13 protein-coding genes are annotated in these 14,295 nt (G+C 74.9%); 6 read left to right on the plus strand and 7 right to left on the minus strand.

Annotated elements, in window-relative coordinates:
- Window positions 1–12: 12 nt before the first annotated feature.
- The 4 genes from B079_RS0125785 to B079_RS0125800 form a co-directional block, all read right to left on the minus strand.
- Window positions 13–1,089 carry an NAD(+)/NADH kinase gene (locus B079_RS0125785; RefSeq protein WP_018548741.1) on the minus strand — a complete coding sequence of 359 codons (1,077 nt, stop codon included), beginning with the start codon at window positions 1,087–1,089 and terminating at the stop codon, window positions 13–15.
- 100 nt (window positions 1,090–1,189) lie between these two features.
- On the minus strand, window positions 1,190–2,020 hold the full coding sequence (locus tag B079_RS0125790; RefSeq protein ID WP_018548742.1) for a serine hydrolase: 831 nt from the start codon (window positions 2,018–2,020) through the stop codon (window positions 1,190–1,192).
- Window positions 2,021–2,161: 141 nt separating this feature from the next.
- Entirely contained in the window at window positions 2,162–3,142 is a 981-nt protein-coding gene (locus B079_RS0125795) for a CAP domain-containing protein (RefSeq protein WP_018548743.1), read from the minus strand.
- A gap of 399 nt (window positions 3,143–3,541) precedes the next feature.
- A complete protein-coding gene (locus B079_RS0125800; protein WP_018548744.1) occupies window positions 3,542–4,384 on the minus strand; it encodes a helix-turn-helix transcriptional regulator in 843 nt (280 codons plus the stop codon).
- A 109-nt stretch (window positions 4,385–4,493) separates the two neighbouring features.
- Here B079_RS0125800 and B079_RS0125805 point away from each other — a divergent pair, with 109 nt between their 5' ends.
- Both B079_RS0125805 and B079_RS0125810 read left to right on the plus strand, forming a co-directional pair.
- Window positions 4,494–5,276, plus strand: a complete 783-nt coding sequence (locus B079_RS0125805) for an SDR family NAD(P)-dependent oxidoreductase (protein ID WP_018548745.1) — start codon at window positions 4,494–4,496, stop codon at window positions 5,274–5,276.
- 41 nt (window positions 5,277–5,317) lie between these two features.
- Window positions 5,318–6,523, plus strand: a complete 1,206-nt coding sequence (locus tag B079_RS0125810) for an MFS transporter (protein ID WP_018548746.1) — start codon at window positions 5,318–5,320, stop codon at window positions 6,521–6,523.
- Between the two features lie 22 nt (window positions 6,524–6,545).
- Here B079_RS0125810 and B079_RS0125815 read toward each other — a convergent pair whose 3' ends face one another.
- The 3 genes from B079_RS0125815 to B079_RS0125825 are packed head-to-tail and all read right to left on the minus strand — an operon-like array spanning window position 6,546 to window position 9,431.
- On the minus strand, window positions 6,546–7,226 hold the full coding sequence (locus tag B079_RS0125815; protein ID WP_018548747.1) for a hypothetical protein: 681 nt from the start codon (window positions 7,224–7,226) through the stop codon (window positions 6,546–6,548).
- Between the two features lie 37 nt (window positions 7,227–7,263).
- A complete protein-coding gene (locus B079_RS0125820) occupies window positions 7,264–8,835 on the minus strand; it encodes a glycerol-3-phosphate dehydrogenase/oxidase (protein WP_018548748.1) in 1,572 nt (523 codons plus the stop codon).
- Window positions 8,832–9,431 (minus strand): TetR/AcrR family transcriptional regulator, encoded by a 600-nt coding sequence (locus B079_RS0125825; protein WP_018548749.1) that lies wholly within the window; start codon window positions 9,429–9,431, stop codon window positions 8,832–8,834. The genes B079_RS0125820 and B079_RS0125825 overlap by 4 nt, the downstream gene beginning before the upstream one ends.
- A gap of 104 nt (window positions 9,432–9,535) precedes the next feature.
- Between B079_RS0125825 and B079_RS0125830 the strand changes: the two genes are divergently transcribed.
- The 4 genes from B079_RS0125830 to B079_RS0125845 all read left to right on the plus strand — a co-directional run bounded on the left by B079_RS0125830 (window position 9,536) and on the right by B079_RS0125845 (window position 14,267).
- Entirely contained in the window at window positions 9,536–11,119 is a 1,584-nt protein-coding gene (locus B079_RS0125830; protein ID WP_018548750.1) for an FAD-binding oxidoreductase, read from the plus strand.
- Between the two features lie 40 nt (window positions 11,120–11,159).
- On the plus strand, window positions 11,160–12,041 hold the full coding sequence (locus tag B079_RS0125835) for a diacylglycerol/lipid kinase family protein (RefSeq protein WP_018548751.1): 882 nt from the start codon (window positions 11,160–11,162) through the stop codon (window positions 12,039–12,041).
- A 130-nt stretch (window positions 12,042–12,171) separates the two neighbouring features.
- Window positions 12,172–13,443, plus strand: coding sequence for a glycosyltransferase family 4 protein (locus B079_RS0125840; RefSeq protein WP_018548752.1), 1,272 nt, complete (start codon window positions 12,172–12,174; stop codon window positions 13,441–13,443).
- Window positions 13,440–14,267, plus strand: a complete 828-nt coding sequence (locus B079_RS0125845) for a hypothetical protein (protein ID WP_018548753.1) — start codon at window positions 13,440–13,442, stop codon at window positions 14,265–14,267. Before B079_RS0125840 ends, B079_RS0125845 begins: the two co-directional genes overlap by 4 nt.
- The last annotated feature ends 28 nt before the right edge of the window (window positions 14,268–14,295 follow it).

Consider the following 14,295-nt stretch of genomic DNA (forward strand, 5'->3'; position numbering starts at 1 on the left):
TACGACTGGGCGTCAGGACCGCTTTCGCGCCCCGTCCTCGGGGCGGGTGGGCAGCGCGAGGTGGGCGAGGTCGCCCGGCGGCGGTGTGCGCACCGGCCACAGCGGAGCGGCCCCGCCGTCGGCCACGGCCGCGGGCGCGTCGGTGAGGTTCATGCGCTCGCGCAGCCGCCCGTAGAAGTCCATCGGCCCGAGCCGCACCACCCGCAGTCTGCGCGAGGCGGCGTACACCCCGATCCAGTCGCCGGGGTCGAGCACCCCGCGCACCTGGCCGTCGATGCTGACCGCCGCCGGGCCCGAGCGGTCCAGGACGCGCAGCGCGATCGGCTCGTCCGGGGCGGCCAGCACCGAGCGGTTGAACGCCATGTGCGGCGCGACCGGTGTGAACAGCAGCCCCTCCGCACGCGGTGAGACGACCGGACCCCCGGCCGCGAAGCTGTACGCCGTCGAGCCGGTCGGCGTCGCCACCATCAGCGCGTCGGCGGAGTACGAGGCGAGCAGCTGCCCGGCGATGTACACACCCACCGACACCTGGCGGTCCCGGGTCAGCCGCTCCACGACCACGTCGTTCAGCGCGGTGACGTTCAGCGCGACACCCCAGTCGTGGCTCTGCTCGCACTCCCCGCGCACCGGTGGCGGCGGCAGCAGCGGACCGCGCCCGTGGCCCACCAGCGGCTCCATGTGCCGGGGCACTTCGAGGCGGCAGGAGGCGCGCAGGGTGAGCAGCATCCGGCTCTCCACGTCGAACCGGTTCGCCCGTACGGCGTCCAGGGCGGCGCGCACCGCCGGTGCGGGCACCTCGGTCAGGAACCCGACGCGGCCGAGGTCGACCCCGAGGATCAGCGCGTCGTCCTCCGTCGCGAGTCGGGCACCGCGCAGGAAGGTGCCGTCGCCGCCCAGGGTGACGATCAGATCGGGGTCATGGGCGGCGGCGACCTCCTCGCGGGCGCTGTGCCGCGTGCCGTCGCCCCACACGTCGATGTCGGCGCAGCCCACCTCGTGCTCGGCGCACCACTCGCGCACGGCCTCCGCCGCGGCCAGGGCCGCGGGCCGTCCCTCGTGGACGACCAGGCCGATCCGGTTCACCGTCATGTCCGTCGCCTCCCGGCCGCTCGCCCCGAGGGCCATCCTCGCCGGGAACGGGGACGGCTGCGCGGCGCGCCACGCCGCGCACGGTGGTCCCGGGGCAGGCTCAGCCCGCGACCGCCGCGCGGGCCGCGCGCTCCACCAGGGCGATGCCGTCCTGCATGGAGGTGTTGCCGTCCGAGAGGACCGCGACGAGGTAGCGGTGTCCGCCCTTGGTGATCCGGCCGACGCTGTTGACGTCCCACAGCCCAGTGGTGTTCCGCTGGAGCCAGCCGTTCTTCAGCGCACCGTGCGCACCGGCCGCCGACACGCCCCAGGACTGCTCGTCGGCGACGTTGCCCATCAGCGAGCGGATGTAGGCGCGGGACGTCTGGTCGAGCGGGGTGGCGGGGCCGGGGTCGAACACCGCGCGCAGCAGCCGGATCTGGTCCCTCGGCGTGGTGCGGGTCAGCCCCCAGCGGGGGCCCGAGCCGCCCTCGGTCTCGGTCAGCCCGAGCCGCTTGTTGGCCGCCTTCAGACCCGGGGCGAGTCCGATGCTCCGCCACAGGGCGTTCGCCGCCGCGTTGTCGCTGTGCTCGATCATCGCCTTCGCCCGGTCGCGCTCCACGGCGCTGAGGTTGCGCCCGGCGCCGTGGGCCTTCATCAGGGCCGCCGCGAGGATGTCCACCTTGACGATGCTGGCCGTGTCGAACGGGCCGCCGTCGCCGTGGACCTCGGGCCGGTGCTTCGGATCGTCCAGGTCGAGTACGGCGGCGGCGACGCGGGCCTTGCCCTGGGCGTGCACCGCCTTGGCGAAGTCCGAGCCGTGGCGGGGTGCGGCGGCGGCCGGGAGCGTGCCGGCCGTCACCAGCGCCGCCGTCAGCGCGGCGAGCGCGCCCGTGACCGTGGCGCGTCGCGTCCTTCGGGAGCGGGACAGATGCGTGAAGGGGTGGGGCATGGGAGCGGCCTTCGCGATGGGGGGTGGGGCGCGGTGCTGCGAACCTAAACAGAAAGGGCCGGGCCCCGACGTGACGGCTGCCACGCCGGGGCCCGGTTCGCGCGAAATGTGACCAGGGCGACACGGCCCTGCCAGGGGGTCCTACTGGGCGGTGCCGAAGTCCTGGGTCCAGTAGCTGCCCGGCTGCGCGAGGCCGACGCCTATCTCCTTGTAGGAGCAGTTGAGGATGTTCTCCCGGTGGCCGGGGCTGGCCATCCAGCCCGCCATGACCTCGGCCGGGGTGGAGTAGCCGTACGCGACGTTCTCGCCGTACGCGTTCCACTGGTATCCGGCGGCGGTGATCCGGGCGCCCGGGTCGGAGCCGTCGGAGCCGGTGTGTGACATGTTCTGGTGGGCGGCCATGTCGTCGCTGTGCGCCTGTGCGGCCTTGGTCAGCTCGGCGTTGACGGTCAGGGGGCTGCAACCCACCTTCGCGCGCTCGGCGTTGACCAGCTGCACGACCTGGGCGACGGCACCGGAGGCGGTGGCGGCCGGGGCCGGGGTGGCCGGGGCCGGGGTCGCGGCGGCGGTCGTCCGCACCGGCTTCGGGGCGGGCTTCGGCGCGTGCCCGGTCGCCGTCTTCGCGGCCGACTCCACGGCGGTCTTCACGGCGGCCGGGGTGGCGGACTTCGGGGCGGCGGGCGCGGACTTGGTGGCCGCCGGAGCGGCCTTCTTCGCCGGTGCCGTGGCGGGGGCGGAGGCGGTGGCCTTCGGGCGGGGCGCCGCGCCGTGGGTGCGGGCGGGAGCGGTGCGACGGTGCTCGGTGGGCTCTGCGTGCTCCGTGTGCTCGCGGTGCTCGCGGGCGGAGGGCGTCGCGGCCGGGGTCTCGGGCGCCGTCGTGGTGGGGGCCGGGCTGCCGCGGTGGCCCTCGGGACGGGTGTGGTTCCAGCTCCGCGTGATCTGGTCCGCCGTGTCCTGTCCCTGCTCCCACGCGGTCCGGGACGATGCCGATCCGGCCTGCGACCCCGTGTCGTCGCCCCACTTGACGCAGGCCATGGCGGCGGAGGGCACACCCACCGCGCCGACGGCGACGGCGGCGACCACCATCCGCCGGTACTGCTGCTGCTTGCGGTGCTTTGCCATGCGTGACCTCACTGCCATTGCGCGGACTTCGTCTTCCCAACTGCGAAGACGCTCTGCGAGACGCCATTCTTAGGAGGCGTTCACAGCGTGCGCAAAGAGCGGGTCGTACTACTCCGCTTCGTAGGACAGAAGCGGTCTGCGTGTACAGGCAGGGGTGGACCGACCCGTCGTCAGGGGGTCGGTCCACCCCTGCCGTGTCGTCAGAAACCCTGTGCGTTCGCAAAAACGAGAGACGGTGTCGAGTGAAGATCACCCCATGCGGTCAGGAATGATCCACATCCACCCCAAGACGGACAAACCCCATTTGTCATCGGGGTGCCATCTACTAAGCGGCCCGGGTAGGTCACGGGAACGCTGTGACCGACGTCACGGAACCGTGTCCGATTTCGCCCGGTCGTCTCAGCCGGAGACCGCCACGCGCCCGGCCGCCAGCAGCCGCAGTGCCGCCTCGGACGGTGAACCCGGCTCGGCGGTGTAGATGACGACGCGCTGGTCCCGGTCGGGCAGATGGAGGGTGTCGCAGTTGACGGTCACCGGGCCGACCGCCGGGTGGCGGAAGGTCTTGGTCAGGGTGCGGCTGGCCGCCACGTCGTGCGCGGCCCACAGCCGGGCGAACTCCGCGCTCCCGGCGAGGAGTTCGTCGACCAGCGCGGTCACCTCGGGGGAATCGGGGTAGCGCCCCGACGCGGCGCGGAGTTCCCGGACGGAGGAGCGCGTGAACTCGTCCGCGTCGGACACGCCGTACAACCGCCCTTCCTTCGGGCCCGGTCCGAGGAAGGCGCGCCGTACGAGGTTGCGCTCGGGCGGGGGGACGGCGGAGAAGTCCTCCATCAGGGCGGCCGTCAACTCGTTCCAGGCAAGCACCTCGTAGGTCGCCGAGGTCACGAACGCGGCCGAGCCGGGGAGCCGTTGGATCAGGTCGAGGATGCTCGGCGGCACCTCGCGCGAGGGTCCGGGCGGCGGACCCGGGGGCGTGCCCGCGAGATGGTGGAGGTGGTCGCGCTCGGCGTCCGACAGGCGCAGCGCCCGCGCCAGACCCGCCAGCACCTCGCGCGAGGGGCGTGGGGCCCGGGCCTGTTCCAGCCGCGTGTAGTACTCCGTGGAGATGAACGCCAGCTCGGCCACCTCCTCGCGCCGCAGCCCCGGCGTCCGCCGCCGCGCCCCGGCGGGCAGCCCCACCTCGGCGGGCCCGATCCGCTCACGCCTGCTGCGCAGGAACCCGGCCAGTTGTCCTCTGTCCACGCCGTCCAGTATTCCGCCGCCGGGCCGCGAGCGGCGAGGGCCGGACGGCATCCAGCCAGGTACCGGCGATACCTGGATGCGCGTGCGGCGACGGCGCAGGCTCGACGGCATGAACGACACCACCACCACGTCCCTCGGCCTGCTGGCCGGCAAGGTCGCCCTCGTCACCGGGGCCGGACGCGGGATCGGCGCGGCGGCGGCCCGGCTGTTCGCCCGCGAGGGCGCCCGGGTCCTGCTCGCCGCCCGCACCGAGGACCAGCTGAAGACGGTGACCGACGAGATCACGGCCGACGGCGGCACGGCCGCGTACGCCGAGTGCGACCTGGCCGACGCCGACTCGGTACGCGCCGCCGTGGAACAGGCCGTCGACCGCTACGGCCGCCTGGACGTCGCCTTCAACAACGGCGCGTCCGGCCAGCGGCCCGGCCCGCTGGACCAGACCCCCGAGGCCGACTTCGACCGGCTCTACGCCGTCAACCTCAAGGGCCAGTGGCTCGCCATGGCCGCCGAGGTGGCCGCCATCCGGGCCACCGCCGGGAGCGGCGCCCTCGTCAACACCTCCTCCGTCGGCAGCCACGGCGCCAACCCCGAACTGCCCGTCTACGGCGCGATGAAGCGCGCCCTGAACAGCCTCACCGAGTCGGCCGCCGTCACCTACGGACCCGAGGGCATCCGCGTCAACGCCATCGCCCCCGGCGGCACCCGCACCGAGATGATCCGGGAGTGGGAGGCCGAGTCACCGGGCCTGCTGGAGCGGATCACGGCACACACCCCGCTGGGCCGCATGGCCGAACCCGAGGAGATCGCGCAGGCCGCGGCCTGGCTGCTCAGCGACCGGGCGTCGTACGTCAACGGCACGCTCCTGCGGGTCGACGGGGGCGCACGGCTCTGACCGCGGTGGGGCCGGGGGCCCGGCCGTGCCTATGGTGGAGCGTGATCGACTCCGACCCGGGGCCCGCTCGGCGGCGTCGGCGGCCGGGCTATGTGGCCGCCGCGGGCGTCTTCGCCGTGGGCATGATGGGCACCACGCTCCCCACCCCGCTGTACGGGATCTACCGGCAGCAGATCGGGTTCTCCGAGCTGATCGTCACGGTGGTGTTCGCCGTCTACGCCGTCGGCGTCATCACCGCGCTGCTCGTCGCGGGCGGCGCCTCCGACGTCCTGGGCCGCCGCCCGGTGCTGGGCTGCGCCCTGGGGCTCTCGGCGCTCAGCGCGGTCTGCTTCCTCTTCGAAGAGGGGCTGCCGCTGCTCTACGTCGGCCGGGTGCTGTCCGGCTTCTCGGCGGGGCTGCTCAGCGGCACGGGCACGGCGGCCGTCCTCGATCTGGCACCGGCCGGGCGGCGGGGCCGCGCCGCGCTCGCGGCCACGGCGGCCAACATGGGCGGCCTGGGCCTCGGCCCGCTGCTCTCCGGCTTCCTCGCGCAGTACGCGCCCCGCCCGCTGAGCCTGCCGTTCCTCGTACACCTGGGGCTGCTGGCGGTCGCCGCCACCGTCACCGCCCTGCTCCCCGAGACGGTCCATCACGCGGGGCGGCGCCCACCGCTGCGCCCCCAGGGCATGACGATCCCGCCGCAGGTGCGCGGGGTGTTCGGGCCGAGCGCGCTGGCCGCGTTCGCGGGATTCTCCCTGCTCGGCCTCTTCACGGCGGTCGCGCCCGCCTTCCTCACCGAGACGCTGGGCGAGCACAACCTCGCCGTGACCGGCGCCGTCGTCTTCTGCGTGTTCTGCGCCTCCACCGTCGGCCAGGTCCTCATGGGACGCCTCGGCCCGCGCGCCGCGCTCCCGACGGGCTGCGCGGTGCTCGCCGCGGGCCTGGTGCTGGTCGGCGTCTCCCTGCTGACCGCGTCGCTGCCGGTACTCCTCGCCGGGGCGGTGGCGGGCGGGATCGGGCAGGGCATGGCCTTCCGCGCGGGGCTCACGGCGGTCGGCGCGGCAGCACCCCCGGACCACCGGGGCGCCACCATCTCGGCCTTCTTCGTCGTGGCCTACCTGGGCATCTCCCTGCCCGTCGTCGGCGTGGGCGCCCTCGCCGTGGCACTCGACGTGCGCGAGGCGGGCATCGTGTTCACGGCGTGCGCCATCGTGCTGGTCGCGGCGGTGGGCTTCCGGGTGGGACACCGGCCGCCGGAGGCGCTGTGACGGCCCCCTCGGCGGGGTGCGCTCAGACCCGCTGACCCTCCGGCACCCGTACCGTCGTCGTCACCCGCGCCTGGCTCGGCCCGCGCGGTGTCGAGCCGAAGCCGAAGAGCACCGGCGGTACGACGGGGCCCACGGCTCCGAGGTCGCGCCCCTCGTACACGGCCGTCGCGGCGGTGACCCGGCGCAGATCACGGGCGCCGTACCACTCGTACCGGCCGCCGCCCGCCGAGCCTCGGGTGCGCAGGCCCAGCAGCCGGGCGAACGGGTCGAAGACGGTGGCGCACGCGGTGCTCGCCGCCACGCGTCCCGGCACCGCCCGCAGCAGCAGCCCCAGCGGGCCGCGCCGTCCGACCGTGAAGCGCAGGGTGAGCAGCGCACCGGCGTCCACGCTCCAGTGGGTGCCGTCGGTCCGTACCCCTACGGGGACGACCCTGACCTCGTCGAAGCCGTACGTCCCGGCGATGAAGTCCGCCGTCCGGCGGGTCGGGGCCAGCAGCACGCGGTGGCCCTCGGCGGTCTCCAGCATCACGTCGCTGAACGGGCCGAAGGGCGAGCGCGGCCAGTGGCCCAGGACCAGCCGGGTGCCGGAGGCCGTGCCGATGCCGGTGATCCAGCCGTCGAAGCGCAGCAGGGCGGGCCGCCCGGGGACGCCGGGGACCTCGTGCGGGGCGGGACGCGCCTGTTCCGGTCCGGGTGACACCATCCGCCCCGACTCCCCTCGGACCCCTACGGCGAAACCCCTACCCCCGCGCCAGCATCTCCCGTGCCGTCTCCAGCGCCTCGGCCCGGTCGTGCGGGACGACACCGATCCGGGTGCGCCGGTCGAGGAGGTCGGAGGGCACGAGGGCGGCCTCGTGCCGTACCGCCCACAGGAGTTCGGCGCGGGTGACCGGATGGCCGGGTATCACCGGCTCGGCCAGGCTCCGGTCCCGCTCGGCCAGCGCGTGCACCGCCGCCGCCTCGGTGCCGTAGCGGCGGACCAGCCGGGTGGGCGCGGGCAGGCGGCGCAGGGCGGCCGGTTCGGCGGCGCCCACCAGGGGGAGCGCGGCGGTGGGGGAGGGGCCCGCCGGGAGCCGGTGGGCGGCGACGGCGGCGTCCACGGCGTCCTCGGCCATACGGCGGTACGTCGTCAGCTTGCCGCCCACCACCGTGACCACCCCCTCGCCGGAGGTGAGCACGGCGTGTCTGCGCGAGATGTCGGAGGTGCGCTCCCCGGCAGAGCCGGGCGCCGAGGTGTCCAGGAGGGGGCGCAGTCCGGCGAAGGCGCCGTCCACCTCGTCCCGGCGCACCGGTGTGTCCAGCACGGAGCCGAGCACGTCCAGGAGGAAGCCGATGTCGGTCTCCGGCACGTCGGGCTCGTCGGGGATCTCGCCCTCCACCGGCTCGTCGGTGAGTCCGACGTAGGTACGGCCGTCGCCCTGCGGGAGGACCAGCACGAAGCGGTTGGTCTCGCCGGGGACCGGGATGTGCAGCCCGGCCGGCAGGGCGCCCAGCCGCCGTGAGCGCAGGACCAGGTGGGTGCCCCGGGAGGGGCGCACGCGCAGCCCTTCGACCAGGCCGCCCGCCCACACGCCGGTCGCGTTGACGACGGCCCGCGCCCTGATCTCCCCTTCCTCGCCGGTGAGTTCGTCGCGGAACCGGGCGCCCCCGGCGTCCAGACGCAGCGCGCGGACCCGGGTGAGGACCCGGGCGCCGTGCGCGGCGGCGGTACGGGCGAGCGCGGTGACCAGCCGGGCGTCGTCGGTCACCTTGCCGTCCCAGGAGAGCAGCCCGCCGCGCAGTCCCTCGGCGCGCACCGCCGGGGCCAGCAGCCGGGCCTCCGCCGCAGCCAGCCGACGTGGCACGGGCAGCACTTGGCGCGGGGTGCGGGCGGCCAGGCGCAGCATGTCACCGGCGCGGAACCCGGCCCAGGCCAGCGACGCCTGGCCGCGCGAGACCAGCGGGGTCAGCGGCAGCACGAAGGGCTGCGCGGCCACCAGATGCGGTGCCGTGCGGGTCATCAGCACCCCGCGCTCCACCGCGCTCTCGTGCGCCACGTCGAACTGCCCGGCGGCCAGATAGCGCAGCCCGCCGTGGATCAGCTTGGAACTCCAGCGGGAGGTGCCGAAGGCCAGGTCGTGCGCGTCGATCGCGACCACGCTCAGCCCGCGCGAAGCCGCGTCCAGGGCGACCCCGGCGCCCGTCGCGCCGAGCCCGACCACCAGCAGGTCGGCCGTCGATCCGTCGGCGGCCGAGGCGAGTTCGCGGGTGCGCCGGGTGGCGTCGAGGGACGATCCCGGTGCGGCCCCGGCGGAGGCGTCCGTAGGGCTCATGGCGTGAGGGTCCTCTCCAGAAGGATGCGCAGTTCGCCGAGCAGGGCCGCGGAGTCCAGCTCGGGGTCGTCCTCGTCGGTCATGGTGCGCAGCGAAAGGGCGAAGGACTGCACGGTCAACAGCAGGGCGCGCGCCTGCCGTTCGGGATGGCCCGCGCGCACCGAGCCGTCCGCGTGGCCCGCGCGCAGCGCCTCCACCAGCAGGGCGAGCAGCGCCTGCTGGCTCGCGCCGCGCCGGTCCAGCACATAGGGGAGCAGCAGTTCGGGATCGACGTCGACGATCTTGCGGAAGAGGGGATGGGCGCGGAACTCGGCCACCCCGGTGGCCAGTCCGTCCACGATCCGCTCCCGCGCGCCGGTGTCCGCCCGCTCCTCGGGCAGCACCCGGGTGGCGACCGCGAGCCATTCGCGGGTCATCAAGTCGCCCACCAGGGACCGCAGATCGGGCCAGCGCCGGTAGAGCGTCATCCGGGAGACCCCGGCGCGGCGGGCCACGTCGGCGAGGGTGGTGCGGCGGACACCGACGGCCAGGACGCAGTCGCGCACCGCGTCGAGCACGGGGTCGGCGTCCGCACTGTTGTGACAGATGGACGTCATATGTCACAGTGTAACGCCCCGAGGGGCCCGGCGGACCCGGAGCCGGGTGAGCCGCCGGGTGAACCGCCTTCCGTGTGAACCGAGTTGGTGAGGACGACCGTTCGATGGACATGCTGTGGAACGGCTGGGGCGACCCGGCCAAGGCGGCGCCGCTGCCCGAGAACGTGACCGGCCTGCTGCGCGACCTGCTCGGCGTCCGGCCGCGCACCACCGCCCCGCTCGCCCTCACCGACCTCGAGCTGCCCGCCACCCCGGCCGACCCGGCCGCGCTGCGCGCCCTCGCCGACGCCGTCGGCGGCCCTCAACACGTGCGCACCGACGCCGAGTCCCGCGTCCGGCACGCGCGCGGCAAGTCCACCCCCGACCTGCTGCGCCTGCGCGCGGGCGACCTCACGGACGTACCGCACGCCGTCGTCCTGCCCGGCTCCCACGAGCAGGTCCTCGCCGTGCTGCGGGCCTGCGCCGCACACCGGCTCGCCGTCGTGCCGTTCGGCGGCGGCACCAGCGTCGTCGGCGGACTCGCCCCGCAGCGGCGGGAGTTCATCGCCCTGGACCTGCGCCGGATGAACGGCCTGCTCGACCTCGACCCGGTCTCCCGCACCGCCGTCCTCCAGCCCGGACTGCGCGGCCCCGAGGCCGAAGCCCTGCTCGCCGCGCACGGGTTCACCCTCGGCCACTTCCCGCAGTCCTACGAGTGGGCCACCGTCGGCGGGTTCGCCGCCGCCCGCTCCAGCGGCCAGGCGTCCGCCGGATACGGCCGCTTCGACGAGATGGTTCTCGGCCTCACCCTCGCCACCCCCGAGGGCACCATCGAGACCGGCCGCGCGCCCCGCTCCGCCGCCGGACCCGATCTGCGCCAGCTGATCCTCGGCTCCGAGGGCGCCTTCGGCGTCATCACCTCCGTGACCGTGCGCGTGCGCCCGCTGCCCGAGCAACGGGTGTACGAGGCATGGCGGTTCGCGTCCTTCGCGGAGGGCACCGCCGCGCTGCGCCGCCTCGCCCAGGACGGACCCCGGCCCACCGTGCTGCGCCTGTCCGACGAGACCGAGACCCTGATCGGCCTCGCCCAGCCCGACCGCATCGGCACCGCCTCGGACCAGGACTGCCTCGCCGTCACCGGGTACGAGGGCACCGAGGAGGACGTCGCCCTGCGCCGCGAGCGCGCCGCCGCCGTCCTGCGCGACTCCGGCGGCACCTTCGCGGGCGCCGAACCCGGCGAACGCTGGGCCCACGGCCGGTACTCGGCCCCCTATCTGCGCGACGCCCTCCTCGACGCCGGGGCCTTCGCCGAGACCCTGGAGACCGCCGCCTTCTGGTCGCGCATCCCGGAGCTGTACGACGCCGTACGCACCGCGCTCACCGGCACCCTCACCGGCGCGGGCACCCCGCCGCTCGTCATGTGCCATGTCTCGCACGTCTACGAGAACGGCGCCTCCCTCTACTTCACCGTCGTCAGCGCCCAGGGCGCGGACCCGGTGGCCCACTGGACCCCCGCCAAGCACGCCGCCAACGAGGCGATCCTCGCCGCCGGGGGCACCATTTCCCACCACCACGGGGTCGGCACCGACCACCGCGACTGGTACGTGCGCGAGGCGGGCCCGCTCGCCGTCGACGCCCTGCGCGCCGTCAAGCACCGCCTCGACCCGGACGGCCTGCTCAACCCCGGCGTCCTGCTCCCCGCCGACTGACCGGCCCCGCCGCCACCCACCCCGCCCCGGAGGCACACCGATGCGCCAGTTCACCGCCGTGGTCAACCCGACCGCGGGCGGCTCCACCGGGGCCGCCACCCTCCTCGCGGTCGGCCGCCTGCTCCGCGAGGCGGGCGCCACGCTGGAGACCGAGTACAGCCACGGTCTCGACCACGCCCGCGAACTCGCCCGCACGGCAGGCGAGTCGGGCCGTGTCGTCCTCGCCGTCGGCGGCGACGGCATGGCGGGCGCGATAGGCGGCGCCCTCAGCGGCACCGGCACCCTGCTCGGACTCATCCCCTCCGGACGCGGCAACGACTTCGTCCGCGCCCTCGGCCAGCCGTCCGACCCCGCCGCCCTCGCCGAGGTCCTGCTGCGCGCCGAGCCCCGGCACGTCGACACCATCGAGGTCGAGTCCGCCGTCCATCCCCGCACCGTCGTCCTCGGCAGCGTGTACGCTGGAGTGGACGCGCTGGCCAACCGGTACGCCAACCACGCCCGGCTGCTGCGCGGTTCGGCCTCCTACTACGCGGGCGGCCTGCGCGCGGTCGCCGGATGGCGTCCGGCCGACTTCCGCGTCACCATCGACGAAGTACCCTACGAACACCGGGGATTCACCGTCGTCGCCGCCAACTCCCCGTACTACGGCTCCGGTCGGGTCATCGCGCCCGGCGCCGAGATCGACGACGGCCTCCTCGACGTCGTCTTCATCCGCGAGGCACCCCGCACCCTCTTCTTCGCCCTGATGAACGACCTCAAGACCGGCACCCATGTGCGCCGCCCCGAGGTGAGCGTCGTCCGCGGCCGGGAACTGCGCATCGAGGCCACGCGCCCCCTGCCCTACGGCGCCGACGGCGAGGTCGAGGCCACCCTGCCCGTCACCCTGCGCGTCCGCCCCCGCGACCTCGCCGTGCTCTGCTGACGGTACGGCGGCACGACACGGCACCGCACCCGTCGCAGCCGCCGCACCCGCCCGAGCAGCACCGACGCCCGTGAGCCGCGAACTGATAACGTCACGCAACCAACGGCGCGCCACCGAGGTCTGAACCAATATGAAGATCTCTTTCCTTCTGCACAACGCGTACGGAATCGGAGGGACGATCACCACGACCTTCAATCTGGCCGGGGCCCTCGCCGAGCGGCACGACGTGGAGATCGTCTCCGTGCTGCGCAACCGCGACGACCCACCCCTCACCCTGGACCCCCGGGTCACGGTGAGACCCCTGGTGGACCTGCGCACCGAACGCGACGACCCGCTGCACAAGGAACCCGCCCGGGTCTTCCCCGCCGCCGAGCAGCGCCACGGCCAGTACAGCCGGCTCACCGACGAACGCATCGCCCGGTGCCTCGCCGACACCGACGCCGACGTGGTGATCGGCACCCGCCCCGGACTCAACGTGCACCTCGCCCGCCAGGCCCCCGACCGCGTCCTGCGCGTCGGACAGGAGCACCTGACCTGGGACCACCACTCGCCCCAGCTGCGCACCGTCCTGCGCCGCGCCTACCGCCGCCTGGACCTGCTCACCACCGTCACCGAGGCCGACGCCCGCGTCTACCGCCGCCAGGCCCGTCTCGCCCGCGTCCCCGTCCTGGCGCTGCCCAACAGCGTGCCCGACCCTGTACTCCCTCCCTCCGACCGCCGCGCCAAGCTGATCGTCGCCGCCGGACGGCTCGTCCCGGTCAAGGGCTACGACCTGCTCGTGCGCGCCTTCGCCCAGGTCGCCGCCGAACACCCCGACTGGCGCCTGCGCATCTACGGCATCGGCGAGGAACGGGACCGGCTGCGCGCCCTCGTCCAGGAACTCGGCCTCAGCAACACCGTCCACCTGATGGGCGCCGCCGCCCCCATGGAGGGCGAGTGGGTCAAGGCGTCCATCGGAGCGGCCAGTTCGGTCTTCGAACCCTTCGGCATGACCATCGTCGAGGCGATGCGCTGCGGACTCCCCGTCGTCAGCACCGACTGCCGCTACGGCCCCGGCGAGATCATCCGGGACGGCGTGGACGGCCGCCTCGTACCGCCCGGCGACCCCGACGCCTTCGGCGCCGCCCTGCTCGACCTCGTCCGCGACGACGAGCGCCGCCGCGCCATGGGCCGCGCCGCCGCCGAGAACGCCCGCCGCTACGCCCCGGGCGCCGTGGTCGCCGAGGCCGAACGGCTGCTCACCGACGCCGTCGCCGCCCGCGCAGCCGGACGCCGCCCCGACCCGGGCCCCGGCGCTCTCGGCCGCGCCCTCACCGGTGGCGCCCACGCCGCCCGCGACCTCGCGCACGTCACCGCCGCGCGCCTGCTCAGGACCCTGCGCCTGCGAGGAGTACGCCGATGACGACAGCGAACGGCACCGCACCGCGCGCCCTGTGCCGCGCCGACGCCGACGGCCGGATCACCTTCGAACTCCCCGAGTCCGCCGCCGGAGACCCCGAGGCCCGCGTCCTGCTGCGCCGCAGGCCCGCCAAGGGCGACACGGAGCCCGAGGAACACGCCCTCCCCCTCGAACCGGCGGACGACGGACGCCTCCGCGCCGTACTGGAGCCCAAACCCGTGCTCCCCGAGGGCCGTTGGGACGTGCTCCTGGTCCGCGCACCCGGCGCCGGACCCGAGCGGCTGCGCTCCGGCCCCCGCGACCTGCGCGCCCTCCTCGACGGCCACGTGCGCGAGTGGACCGCGCCGGTCGCGGTGCGCGTCCCGTACGCCACCAAGGACGGCCACCTCGCGCTGCGGACCTGGCTGCGCCCCGCGCACGCCGAGACCGGCCGGATCGACGTGGGGGAGCGGACCACGACGGTGACCGCGCGCCTGCACGGCACCGAGTTCACCGACGACGGCCTCGTCCGGGTGCGACTGCGCGGCGGCCGGGGCCGGGAGGTCGCCGTGACGCCCGTCGTGGACACCGACCGCAGGGGCTTCGCCTTCACCGTGGACCATGGCGAGCTGGTCGGCACCGAACCGCCGGAGACACCTGGCTACTGGGACGTGTACGTCCTGCCCGCAGCCGGTGCCGCGCCGATCCGCGCCGCCCGCCTCCTGGACGACGTGGCCGAGCGCAAGCACTCCTTCGTCCACCCGGCCGCACGCGTCGGGTCCACCACCGTGCGGCCGTACTACACGGTCGACAACGACCTGTCCTTCGACGTCGGACCGGCTCGCTGACCGGGGTCGCGGCCCGCGCCGTGAAGCG

Origin of the sequence: Streptomyces sp. LaPpAH-108, from assembly GCF_000373625.1 — a bacterium.
GTDB lineage: Bacteria > Actinomycetota > Actinomycetes > Streptomycetales > Streptomycetaceae > Streptomyces.